Here is a 12,088-nt window from a genome sequence, read left to right on the forward strand (position 1 = left end):
ATAAGTGAGACCGCATTCTTTACACTTGTTGATAATCTCACCTACAGTTGTTTTTGATACATCGGTAGCTTCAGCAATCTCACGGTATGTAAGATGCATTTCCTTCAAGCGAAGGATTTCTGTAATTATCATTGGTTCTAGACACCTCATTTCATTACCTCCTTAGAATGTATATACATACATTCTAAGAAAGCGATTTTAAGATGTCATCTTGTCCGGATAATTTAGGAACGTTGTCCGTAAGTTATAGGAATGCTTGTCCGGATATTTTAAGAATGTTTGTCCGAGTGTTATAAGAATGCTGTCCGGATGTTGCAAGAATCATCAGTATACCTCCGAAACTAAGTGTTTCACAGTTTATGGGGTATTTAAAAGGGAAAAGTGCATTGATGATATTTGATAAGCACGCAAACTTGAAGTATAAGTTTGGAAACAGACATTTTTGGGCAGAAGGATACTATGTGAGCACAGTAGGACTTAATGAAGCAACAATAAAGAAGTATATTCAGGAACAGGAAAAACATGATATAGCAATGGATAAATTGAGTGTGAAAGAGTACGAAGACCCCTTCAAGGGGTAGCCGGTATTACAAACGCCCTTTTAAGGGCTGTGACGAGTCAAGGGCGTTAAAGGCTTGAACAAAGTGAAAGCCAGCGTCTTTAGGCGCTGGCCGGTAACGGCCCCCTTATAGGGGCGAGCAAACCACCCGTTGGACGGGTGGTCATGATTAATACTAGAATTGAAGACATAGAATCATTCAATTCTAAATCTAGGAGGAATCTAAGTGAAATTGATAAAAAAAATAGAAGAAAGAAATAAATTGTATTTCATAACGATTATTCTTATATTCTTGTTATTAATTTTAATGAAACCTACGGATACACAGGCTGCATCAAAAATTTCTTTATACTATGGAAATAATGTAACAATGAATTCCGTAGGAATTAATAAAAAACTAAACTGGACGAGTCAAGACACATCGATAATAAAGATAAATGGAAATAAAATAAAAGCTGTAGGAATCGGGAAAACATACCTTACAGCAACAAAAAATGGAAAAACGGTAAAGAAGAAAATCGTTGTTAAAAAAGCTAAATATGTACTGAGTAAAAATAAATTAACCATAAATCTTAAATCCTCTAAGAAGATTACAGGAAAATATTATGGAACAATGTCGAAGAAGATTACTTATCAGTCTTCAAATAAAAAAGTTGCAACGGTTACCAAAAATGGAAAGGTGAAAGCAAAAAAAACCGGAACAAGCAAAATTAAAGTAACTACGTCCGATCAAAAAACACAAACGGTAAAAGTTAAAGTTGTGAATCCTTATCCTATTACATTAACTTCAGAGACGAAAAAGATGTTTGTGGGTAAGAAAGTAACGGTTCCATTAACAACAGCGAGTAAAAAATATATAAGTCACTTCACATTTAGCTCAAGTAACAAAAGTGTTGCAACGGTAAGTAAAAAAGGCGTGATTACAGCAAAAAAACGTGGAACAACAACCATTACAATAAAAAGTGATTATGAAACAAAAAAAATAACGCTTACAGTATATAATAATATAGACATGAGCTCCGCTAATTTTATTGCGCACAGAGGCTATCATGAGTATTATATTGAGAATACATTAGCGGCATATATTGCAGCTGTAGGAAAAGGTTATTATGGAGCAGAAACCGATGTGCAATCTACCAGCGATGGCGTATTTGTCCTAAGTCATAATACAAATCTTAAAAATACATATGGTATAGATGCTGAAATATCTGATTATACCTATGAAGAGTTAAAAGAACTTACTTCAAATGAATCAGAAAATGAGCAAATAACTACCTTGCAGGAGTATTTAAATCTAATGTCAAAGACCGATATGTGCCCGTTTGTTGAAATAAAGAGTACGATAACAGATGAACAAATCGGCGAAATTGTTGATATGGTAGAAGAGTATGGTCTTAAAGATGTGACGTATTTTACGGCAACAAGTTGGAAAAATGCGGTGTATCTAAGAGAATATGATGATACGATTAATGTTCGCTATATAACTTCTTCGGCATCTCCTGATCTTGATGCTCTTGAATATTACAATATGGGAATCACATGGAAATATACGGTAGCTTTAAATCATCCTGAAATAGTAAATGAGATGAACGAAAGAAAAATCAGTATTTCTGTATATTCCGTAACATCAAAATATAAAGTTGACGATCTAATTAATTGCGGAATTAATGTTATTTCAACTGATACATTGTTTTAACTCAGTCGGCGCGCAAGACTCGCGAGCGAGTCTTGACCTAAAAGTCGGAGGAATATCCATTATGATGGATTTTCCTCCGGCTTTTAATATTTAAGAACGATTGGATGAAATTTTGGACTGATGTTTTCGCTTTGGAAAAATTTATAAGGTGTATTGTAAGAAACACACAAAAAAACTTAAATACCAAAAGAATTTGAAAAGGATTATTAGCAAATTTTGAAAAAAAGAGAAAATAAACAAAACAATAATTGACAAAAAAGTGATAAAGACATTATAATAGTCATGTCTTTTGAAAAGGAAAGTATGAGAAGATACTTTCCTTTAATTTATCAATTGGAGGGTAAAATAATGAAAAAAAAGTTAATAAGTGTATTTATGGTAGCAGCATTTGGCGCTTCATTATTAGCAGGATGTGGAAGTAATGCATCAAATGATACGGCAGCAACATCCACAACAGAAGGTGCCACATCAGATACAACTGCAACAGAGGATGGCGATAAAACAACAATTACAGTTTTTGCTGCTGCATCTCTTAATACGGTTTTAGATGAATTAATTGAAATGTACAATGAAACAAATCCGGATATTGAAATTCTTACAAATTATGATAGCTCCGGAACTTTAATGGAACAGATCGAAGAAGGTGCATCTTGTGATGTATTTTTCTCAGCAGCACAAAAGCAGATGGATCAGCTTCAAGATCAGGACAATCTGGTTGTAGAAGGAACTCGTCATAATGTTGTAAATAACCAACTTTGTGTAGTAACATACCCAGATAGCGGAACTGAGGTAACAGGACTTGCAGATCTTAATAAGGCTTCATCTATTGCACTTTGCGATGGAACTGTTCCGGTTGGAAAATATACAAGAGTTGCTCTTATGAACAGTGGAGTTCTTGATGAAGTAGAAGATGCTTCCGTTTATACAACACAGGAAGTTTCTGATGCGCTTGGCGGTGTAGAAATTAATGAAACAGCCAATGTATCAGCAACAGCATCTGCAGTAGCAGAAGGATCTAATGAAGTTGGTATGGTATATTACTCAGATACATATGGTATCGAAGACCAGCTTGAAATCATTGAAGTTGTAAGCTATGATCTTTCAGGAAATATTATTTACCCGGTAGCTCAGATTGCGAATGAAGAAGCTACAGATGCTCAGTCAGAAGCAGCAGTAGCATTTATCAATTACTTAAAGTCTGACGAAGCTACAAAGGTATTCCAGGAACATTATTTTGATACAGATGTAGAAGATTAAACTGGAAAAATAAAAAAAATATTGTATAATAATACACATAAATAAGGGGCAGTTAAACTGCTCCTTATTTTAACATTGAAAAAGAGGATTTTTTATGGAAGACTTAAGTACATTGCTAAGTTCATTGGATTGGAGCCCGCTTTTAATTTCCTTGAAAACGGGAGTTGTAGCGACAATCATTTCGTTTTTTATAGGAATATTTGCAGCACGCAAAGTAGTACATGCAGGATATAAGGCAAAAGCAATTGCAGACGGTATTCTCACCCTTCCGATGGTATTGCCACCAACGGTAGCAGGATTCTTTTTGCTGTTATTATTCAGTAAAAGAAGACCGATAGGTATTTTTTTAAATGAACAATTTGATATTGTTGTAGTTCAGACATGGTTAGGTTGTGTAGTAGCCGCAACAGTAATAGCATTTCCATTAATGTATCGGAATGCAAGAGCAGCTTTTGAGCAATTAGATGAAAACCTGATTTATGCGGCAAGAACGCTAGGAATGTCTAATTTAAAAATATTTTGGCGTGTAGTAGTACCAAATGCAGGACCTGGAATTATTTCCGGAACGATTTTGACATTTGCAAGAGCACTTGGAGAATATGGAGCAACCTCAATGTTAGCTGGAAATATTCCGGGAAAGACGGGAACGATTTCTCAAAAAATTGCGATGGTTATTCAGGATGGTGATTATGTAACAGCTGGAATCTGGGTAATTATTATATTAATCATTGCATTTGGTATAATTGTGACGATGAATATTATCTCCGGTCGGAATTTAAAAAATGTTTCCCGATGGTAGATTGAGGTGAAAGATGTCTTTAAGTGTTGATATAAAAAAGAAAATTGGTAATTTTAATCTGGATGTCAAATTTGAAGCGGATATAGAAGTTTTTGCTTTGTTAGGAGCATCCGGATGTGGAAAGAGCATGACGTTGAAATGCATTGCGGGAATTGAAACGCCGGATTCGGGACGCATTGTGTTAAATAATACGGTATTGTATGATTCGGAAAAAAGAATTAACCTTCCTCCGCAAAAGAGAAAAGTAGGATATATGTTTCAGGATTATGCATTGTTCCCTAATATGAATGTGATGAAAAATATTGCTTCCGGGATGGGCAAAAAGCCAGATCAAAAGGAAATAAAAGAATATATTCGCAGATATCAATTAGAAGGACTGGAAAATCATCTTCCGAGTCAGTTATCAGGTGGTCAAAAGCAGCGAGTGGCATTGGCGAGAATGTTGGCTTCAAAGCCGGAAATTTTGTTACTTGATGAGCCTTTGTCAGCGCTAGATAGTCACCTTAAATGGCAGATGGAGGAAGAATTACTAGACCTGTTAAAAGATGTGAAAAAAACAGTACTATTTGTTTCACATAATAGAGATGAAGTATATCATTTGTGCGATCGTGTTTGCGTAATCGATCGGGGACAGGTAGAGACGATTCAAAAAAAGAAGGAATTCTTTGCAGATCCTAAAACACTTGCGGCGGCAAGAATTTCAGGTGTTCGAAATATCGAAGAGGCAAAGCGTGGAGGTACTCATGAGATTGAAATTCCGGGATGGAATATGTATTTGCACTTACAAAGAGAAATTCCGGAAGATGCAAAGTATGTTGGAATTCGAGCGCATTATATAAAAGCAAAGTCAGAATCGCAGCAATGTGAAAATGAGTTTTGTTTTACGGCAAAACATATATTTGAAGAGCAATTTGAAAGTGAGTTAATTTTGGATGCGGGAACCGGAAAGGAACATTATATTCGACTTTTGATGCCAAAGCAGGAAGTGGAAAGATTATATAAAGGGAAATATGTATATATCTATTTTCCTGAGGATTCATTATTGTTTCTTCGATAGTGAAAAGGCCATATTTATTATGGTCTTTTTTGTTTGGTCAACCAAGGGACAAACATCGGCAAAACGCGAGAAAAAACAATCTATCTGTAGATGCGGATGAAAGTTTAGTATACAGGACGGAGCGTATAATCTTAGAGAACAGAAAAATATAATATAGATAAAATTTTATGGATAAATCCTGAAAAATATGAAAGTAGGGATTGCTTATAGTAATAAAGTAGCATAAAATAAAACTAGCGATATATGCGAAAATACATAATTGGGAAGGGATTCGATTATGAAAGAGAAAAATAATACGGATAATTTAAAGAAAAATAATGATGGAATGGTGATTATCTTTTCTATTATTATTGCGGTTGCAGCAATGTTATTTGAAATTTATTTTATTTTAAATTATTCAAATAGTCTCTTATATGTGGGAGTATTCGCAATTATTACATTGATTGCAATTGGAATTTTTACTTCAGAATTGGTAAAGATGCATCATAGAACGATTCATCAGATAATCGATCATTATGAGCAAATTGAAAAAGCAGAAAAAGCATCTTATCTAATGGAAAGAAAGAGTTTTGGACAGCTAGATCATAATTTTGCATCGATCGATGAAAAAAATAAAAAGTTAATCCAGGAAGTTATGGCGAATGAAAGGTCTGTTGGTAAAGTTCTTCTCCAAAAGACCAATGCTCGTATAGATGAGATGGAACAAAAGATAAATGAGTTGGTTCCATCTGAAACTCCGGATATAAAAGAAGAGCTTGAAGTTCAGATTGCATCATTAAAGTCGGATTTGCAAAATGCTCTTAAGGAATTGGAATTGAATCTTCGAAGTGAGATTATGAATCATTCCGTTGCCGTTATGCCGGCTCAGACAATGTCTAGCCCGGTTATTACGCAAACAGCGCAAGCTGCTCAACCGGAATTATCAAAAGACCTTAGTGAAGAAGAATCCCTGATAGAAGTTACTACAGAAATAGAATCACAAGCAGAGAAAGAGGAAGTTTTGGATTTAGAAACTGAGTCCTTAATGGAAGAGGAAGCAGTAGCACAAGAAGAGTCGTTAGAAGAAACAAAAGTAGTCGAGAAAGAGCCAGAAGTAGAAATAGAAGCAATCGAGAAAGAGCCGGAAGTAGAAATAGAAACAATCGAGAAAGAGCCGGAAGTAGAAATAGAAGCAATCGAGAAAGAACCGGAAGTAGAAATAGAAACAGTCGAGAAAGAACCGGAAGTAGAATCGGAAACAGTCAAGAAAGAACCGGAAGTAGAAATAGAAGCAATCGAGAAAGAACCGGAAGTAGAAATAGAAACGGCTGAGAAAGAACCGGAAGTAGCAACCGAAGCAGCACCAACAATTAAGCCGGTATCAGATGATCCAAATAAGATGATGACACCGGAAGATATAGCAGCTTTATTAGAGGGAGCGAATGCGGCAGCCGAAGAAACACAGTCGGAGCCGGAAGTAGAAGAAGCACCTGCGATAGAGCCGGTATCGGATGATCCAAATAAGATGATGACACCGGAAGATATAGCGGCTTTATTAGAGGGAGCGAATGCGGCAGCCGAAGAAACGCAGCCAGAACCGGTAGTAGAGGAACCGGAAGAAGAAAAACCACCTATGCCGGATCTGTCTGATCCAAATAAGGTAATGACACCGGATGAAATAGCAGCATTATTAGCGAATATGTAAAGAATATATAAGAAAATCGGGGAATAAAAAAAATCCCCGATTTTTTTAAAAAAGGCTTGCAAAAGAAAAAGAATTACTATATAATCTATTTTGTTGTGACAAACAGTGACACAATAAATAAGCGCCTCTAGCTCATTTGGTAGAGCACCTGACTCTTAATCAGGGTGTGCAGGGTTCGAGCCCCTGGAGGCGCATTAAGAAAAAACGTTGGTTTCATAGACAATTGAGCTATGGGGTCGGCGTTTTTTATTTGAAAAAAATTAGCACGAATATCATCTACAAAATTAGCTGGCTCTTTGCAGAGTCAGCTAGTCTTGACTATTAAGACGATTATGAATCAATAATATTATAACTGGCATCCTTATCAAAGGATGGTAGTATATTGGCAATTCGTTGCATTCGTTCATCCGTATTGGCAATTACGGTTGCACAATCACGAAGTTCATTATAAATTTCGGCTGGAATTTCGAATCCTTGCTTATAAGCCATCTGGTGCTCCAAAGCGGCCCAAAAGTCCATAGCAATTGTTCGAATCTGAATTTCTACCGGAATTCGTTTCTTTTGTTCAGAAAAAAATACTTCAACATCAACAACAAGATGAAGTGAACGATATCCATTTTCCTTAGGATATTTGATGTAATCTTTTAATTCGATCAGGTGAATATCATCATGACTTAATAGAATATTGGCCACATCATAAATATCCGAAATGAAAGGGCAAGTGATTCTAACTCCGGCGATATCAAAAATCTTAGTCATAAGATTTTCCATGGTAACAGGATATCCCTTTCGTTGTAGTTTTTCCATTATGCTCATTGGTTCCTTTACTCTTGAGGAAATCGATGCAATAGGATTACGATTTTTCTTCACTTCAAATTCTTTATTTAAAATTTCAAGCTTTGTTTGAATATGATCGATGCCGGCTTCGTACATAACCATAAGCTGTTGAAGCTGCATTGAAGTATTTAAAACAACATCATAATTAGTAAAGGATACAAGTGTGGTCAGATCAGTATCTGTCTGGTCTTCGTTCTGCTTATTATCATATTCTATATATTCATCAATATTTAACTCTTCCATAAAAAATGCCTCATTTCTTTCAGTCGGCGTTATTCGAAAAACGAAATAACATGATTAGTTTTTGTTTGCAAGTGTATTGTACCATGTAATGGTTGCAATAATATGTCAATTTTTGTTAATAAAGAATAAAATTTCTATGAAGCTATATTGTGGTAGGCAAGGCTGTCTGATAAAATAACTAATAAGAATAATTAATAGGAGTATTTTAATGGCTAAAATTATTGTTACGACTGACAGTGGAGCAGATTTGTCAAAAGAATTAATTGAGGAATTTAATATAGAAGTGATTCCATTAGGTGTAATTATGGATGACACGGTATATATGGATGGAAGTATTCCAATTGAATCGGTCTACGAATATTACAATAGAACGAAAAAAATTCCTTCTACAACAGCAGCTAATGTACATCAGTATGAACAATTTTTTGATCGCATTAACAGAGAAAATCCGGGGTGTGATATTATTAATATTGCATATTCGTCAAATGCATCTTCTACCTGCCACCATGCAGAATTAGCTGCAAAGGAATTTGAAAACGTAACCGTTGTGGATTCCCTATCTGTTACCGGAGGAACGGCATCGATTGCAATTCGGGCAGCTGAAATAATTAAAGAAAGACCGGAAATTGCGGTGAAGGATTTAGTAGAGGAACTTAAAGATTTGGTAAAAAGAATCAAAACCACCTTTTTGCCAACAGCTCTTGAGTATTTAAAAGCCGGAGGACGGGTGTCGAATGCACAGTATCTTGGAGCGACTTTACTAAAGATTAAGCCGAAGATAGATATAGAAAACGGATTCTTAGTTGCGGGAAAAAAATATCGAGGATCCATGAAGGCGGTTGCACTTAACTATATGGAAGAGTTCATTAAGGAAAATAAGCTTAGTAAAAAAGTAATTTATTTGATGTCAACGGTCGGATTAGATTCTAGAATACTTGATATGATGACAGAAAAAGCAAAAGAGATGGGATTTGAAAAAATCAGATATACCGTATGTGGTTGCGTCATTTCTTGTCATGGAGGTCCTGGAGCGATTGGATTATCCGGATTTGCAGAAGAAGAATAAAAAAGTTAAGGCAAAGTGATAGGTATCATAAATCTTAGGTACCTATCAAAGCAGCCTTAACTTTTTTTATCTTGAAATGATCATTTTATGAATGGAATTACCAAGGTCAGAAAATTTTTTTTCATATTCCGTCATAACATTATCTTTGCTCAGAACCAGATCATGATGCAGATCCCAGGTAAAAGCATCAATATGCCAAATCTTTGATTCATTGGCTTCATCTAGGGAAAACTGAAATAAGTCATCATTATCTGTCTTAAATTCTATTCTTCCATTTTTTGCCAGAAAGGTATCATAACGTTCTAAGAACTGATGAGAGGTTAGGCGTCTTCTGGCATGTCGATCTTTCGGCCAGGGATCAGAAAAATTAAGATAAATTCGATCAACATCATTTTCTCCAAAATAATCACATATGTATTCTGCATCCATACGAATAAATCGAACATTATCAAGCGGATCAATTTCCATTTTCTGCAGACCTCGCAGCAGAACAGAAGAATATTTTTCTATTCCGATATAATTAATATCAGGATGAAGTCTGGCAAGATCCATAAGAAAACGACCTTTACCCATACCAACCTCTATGTGTAGAGGATTGGAATTGCCCCAAAACTGGTTCCAGTTATTTTTATATTGCTGGGCATCGTGAATACAAAATTTATTTTGAGCGATTTCTTCTTGTGCGCCCGGAATATTTCTTAATCGCATAATTGACTGACTCCCTTCATCAAAATCTATCTTATTGTACAATATGAAAAGTGTTTCGAAAAGGGAGATATCGAAAAAATTGGGTTGCACGAGATAGGGGTAAATAATATACTTAACACAGTCGGGTATAATTACAAATATGGAATGAGGGCATTTAAATTGAAGAAACTTATAGCGATATGTGGATTAATTAGTTGTATTTTGTTAAGCGGTATCATGATGCCGATGGACGCGCAGGCTGAGACGTATTGGCCGGATGATGTAAGTGTGGAAAGTGCTTCCGCAATCGTCATGGATGCGGATACGGGAACCGTACTTTATGAAAAGAAAGCGGACACGAAACGATATCCTGCGTCTATTACAAAGATTATGACAGCATTATTAGCCATAGAAAATGGAAATTTAGAGGATACCGTAACATTTTCTTCCGATGCCGTATATAAGACGGAAGGATCAAGTATTATGCGAGATGTCGGAGAAGAATTGACCCTAGAACAGTGCTTGTACGGTATGATGCTTGAATCGGCAAATGATTGTGCTTATGCAATTGCAGAGCATGTGGGAGGCGACTATGACACTTTTATTAAGATGATGAACGATAAAGCGACGGAGCTTGGATGTACAGGAACTCATTTTGTAAATCCGAACGGGCTTCCGGATGAAGATCATTATGTGACAGCCAGGGATATGGCACTGATTGCAAAAGCTGCATATCAAAATGAAACTTTTCGAATTATAACGGGAACAACAGAATATAAGCTTCCGGCAACAAATAAACATGATGAGGCACTTACTATGCATAATCATCATGCTATGATTTATCCTTATCACACCTCTGCATACTTAACTGATTACTGTACAGGAGGAAAGACAGGATATACGATTGCAGCAGGATCAACGCTTGTTACATATGCGGAAAAAGATGGAATGTCATTGATTGTTGTAGTGCTAAAAGCACAGACTCCGGCGCATTATACAGATACCATAAAGCTTTGTAATTATTGTTTTGATAATTTTCAGATATTAAATGTATCTGAAAATGAGACAACCGAAGATATTTCAGAGATTGCAGGTAACTTTAATACAAATGAAGAATATCTTGAAATCGATCCGGATGCGACGGTAATAGTTCCAAAAACAGTATCATTTAGTGATTTGACAAGGACTGTAGATACGGATTGTGAGACAAGTGAGATTGCTGGAAAACTGGTATATTCTTACGGAGACAAAGAAGTTGGTAGCGCTTTGGTTCAGTTGACCGGAGCACAGATAGAAGAGTTTGAATTTAACGACGGTGTGCAATCGTCTGATTCGTCTTCAAGCGAGGATTCGCAATTGTTCCGAAGTCAGATTAATTGGCCATTGCTGATTATAATTATTGCGGTAATCGTAGTTGTATTAATAATTGTATTATATATCCTAAGAAATGGTTTACCGAAAAAGAAAAAGAAAAGCATTATCATTAAGGATAATTATAGAAAAAAACGTCGAGGAAGAAGAAGATAAGTCTTTATTATCAAAATAAGACGAATAATGAAAGTGATATAATAAGAAAGAGACAAGAAACTTGAAAATTCTTGTCTCTTTTTTACAATTTAGACATACTTTAAAAGGGGTTATATTTTCAGACGATATGGTAAAATGAGCATACAATAAAAGAATTATTTGATTTTAGAGAACAAATCAGTCAAAACTTTATTAAGATCTTCCGGTGTATTTGTATAGAATAAAAGTCCATTATGAGCCGGAAGGAGAACTTCATATTTGTTATCAAAGGAAATAGAATGAGAGATTAAATCCATCAAGGCTTCCTTATAAGCATCGTCGGTTTTTAAAAAAACCGGTGTTAGATCTTCTAGGAAAACTTGCTTAGCATGAGATAATGCGAGAAGATTTTGAATTGCGTGTTCTTCGTCTAATTGTTTGTGTGTTTTATTGATAATGAAATATCCGTTTTCATCCTTTGGTAGATCCATAGATTTGACTGCTCTTTGAATCTGTTTGGTTAATGCTGCCGAAGCAGGATATAAAGATTCGAAATAGGCTAGGAAATCGGATGCATTTTTAAAATGGGAATTAGACCCATTTTCTAAAAGCTCAGTGATAAGAATACGACGAATTACCTGTTCACATTGTTCACGTGATGGATTTTTTCGAATATTGCTGACCGTTTGATCCATAA

11 protein-coding genes, 1 tRNA gene and 1 pseudogene are annotated in these 12,088 nt (G+C 35.6%); 9 read left to right on the forward strand and 4 right to left on the reverse strand.

Features of this window, described 5'->3' with window-relative positions; translation table 11 throughout:
* On the reverse strand, positions 1 to 150 hold a 150-nt coding region (locus tag BLS20_RS14085), incomplete at its 3' end, for a winged helix-turn-helix transcriptional regulator (RefSeq protein WP_143010197.1).
* Between the two features lie 170 nt (positions 151 to 320).
* Here BLS20_RS14085 and tnpA point away from each other — a divergent pair.
* The 7 genes and pseudogenes from tnpA to BLS20_RS00050 all read left to right on the forward strand — a co-directional run.
* A pseudogene (tnpA, locus tag BLS20_RS00020) lies at positions 321 to 581 on the forward strand (IS200/IS605 family transposase); the annotation flags it as partial.
* 204 nt (positions 582 to 785) lie between these two features.
* Entirely contained in the window at positions 786 to 2,255 is a 1,470-nt protein-coding gene (locus tag BLS20_RS00025) for a glycerophosphodiester phosphodiesterase family protein (protein WP_090170611.1), read from the forward strand.
* Positions 2,256 to 2,603: 348 nt separating this feature from the next.
* The gene (modA, locus tag BLS20_RS00030; protein ID WP_176762209.1) at positions 2,604 to 3,512 is read left to right on the forward strand and encodes a molybdate ABC transporter substrate-binding protein; all 909 of its coding nucleotides are present in this window, start codon (positions 2,604 to 2,606) and stop codon (positions 3,510 to 3,512) included.
* Between the two features lie 94 nt (positions 3,513 to 3,606).
* Complete coding sequence (modB, locus tag BLS20_RS00035; protein ID WP_090170613.1) at positions 3,607 to 4,311, forward strand: molybdate ABC transporter permease subunit; 705 nt, start codon at positions 3,607 to 3,609, stop codon at positions 4,309 to 4,311.
* 13 nt (positions 4,312 to 4,324) lie between these two features.
* A complete protein-coding gene (locus BLS20_RS00040) occupies positions 4,325 to 5,368 on the forward strand; it encodes a sulfate/molybdate ABC transporter ATP-binding protein (protein WP_090170615.1) in 1,044 nt (347 codons plus the stop codon).
* A gap of 277 nt (positions 5,369 to 5,645) precedes the next feature.
* A complete protein-coding gene (locus BLS20_RS00045) occupies positions 5,646 to 7,052 on the forward strand; it encodes a hypothetical protein (RefSeq protein ID WP_090170622.1) in 1,407 nt (468 codons plus the stop codon).
* Positions 7,053 to 7,173: 121 nt separating this feature from the next.
* A tRNA-Lys gene (locus BLS20_RS00050) sits at positions 7,174 to 7,246 on the forward strand.
* A gap of 136 nt (positions 7,247 to 7,382) precedes the next feature.
* Here the strand turns inward: BLS20_RS00050 and BLS20_RS00055 are convergent.
* Positions 7,383 to 8,132, reverse strand: coding sequence for a GTP pyrophosphokinase (locus BLS20_RS00055; protein ID WP_090170624.1), 750 nt, complete (start codon positions 8,130 to 8,132; stop codon positions 7,383 to 7,385).
* Between the two features lie 208 nt (positions 8,133 to 8,340).
* On the opposite strand from BLS20_RS00055, the gene BLS20_RS00060 reads away from it, so the two are divergent.
* Complete coding sequence (locus BLS20_RS00060) at positions 8,341 to 9,198, forward strand: DegV family protein (RefSeq protein ID WP_090170626.1); 858 nt, start codon at positions 8,341 to 8,343, stop codon at positions 9,196 to 9,198.
* Positions 9,199 to 9,264: 66 nt separating this feature from the next.
* Here the strand turns inward: BLS20_RS00060 and trmB are convergent, their stop codons facing one another.
* Positions 9,265 to 9,906, reverse strand: coding sequence for a tRNA (guanosine(46)-N7)-methyltransferase TrmB (gene trmB, locus BLS20_RS00065; RefSeq protein ID WP_090170629.1), 642 nt, complete (start codon positions 9,904 to 9,906; stop codon positions 9,265 to 9,267).
* Positions 9,907 to 10,065: 159 nt separating this feature from the next.
* On the opposite strand from trmB, the gene BLS20_RS00070 reads away from it, so the two are divergent.
* A complete protein-coding gene (locus BLS20_RS00070) occupies positions 10,066 to 11,412 on the forward strand; it encodes a D-alanyl-D-alanine carboxypeptidase family protein (protein ID WP_176762210.1) in 1,347 nt (448 codons plus the stop codon).
* A gap of 155 nt (positions 11,413 to 11,567) precedes the next feature.
* Here the strand turns inward: BLS20_RS00070 and BLS20_RS00075 are convergent, their stop codons facing one another.
* A complete protein-coding gene (locus BLS20_RS00075) occupies positions 11,568 to 12,086 on the reverse strand; it encodes a hypothetical protein (protein ID WP_090170635.1) in 519 nt (172 codons plus the stop codon).
* Positions 12,087 to 12,088: the final 2 nt, after the last annotated feature.

The organism is Eubacterium oxidoreducens (assembly GCF_900104415.1).
Classification (GTDB): Bacteria; Bacillota; Clostridia; order Lachnospirales; family Lachnospiraceae; genus Eubacterium_C; species Eubacterium_C oxidoreducens.

Bases quoted from the DNA above. Each gene is read 5' to 3' on its own strand.
- modA (WP_176762209.1), top strand. From the start codon at position 2,604: ATGAAAAAAAAGTTAATAAGTGTATTTATGGTAGCAGCATTTGGCGCT.
- modB (WP_090170613.1), top strand. From the start codon at position 3,607: ATGGAAGACTTAAGTACATTGCTAAGTTCATTGGATTGGAGCCCGCTT.
- BLS20_RS00040 (WP_090170615.1), top strand. From the start codon at position 4,325: ATGTCTTTAAGTGTTGATATAAAAAAGAAAATTGGTAATTTTAATCTG.
- BLS20_RS00045 (WP_090170622.1), top strand. From the start codon at position 5,646: ATGAAAGAGAAAAATAATACGGATAATTTAAAGAAAAATAATGATGGA.
- BLS20_RS00055 (WP_090170624.1), bottom strand. From the start codon at position 8,132: ATGGAAGAGTTAAATATTGATGAATATATAGAATATGATAATAAGCAG.
- BLS20_RS00060 (WP_090170626.1), top strand. From the start codon at position 8,341: ATGGCTAAAATTATTGTTACGACTGACAGTGGAGCAGATTTGTCAAAA.
- trmB (WP_090170629.1), bottom strand. From the start codon at position 9,906: ATGCGATTAAGAAATATTCCGGGCGCACAAGAAGAAATCGCTCAAAAT.
- BLS20_RS00075 (WP_090170635.1), bottom strand. From the start codon at position 12,086: ATGGATCAAACGGTCAGCAATATTCGAAAAAATCCATCACGTGAACAA.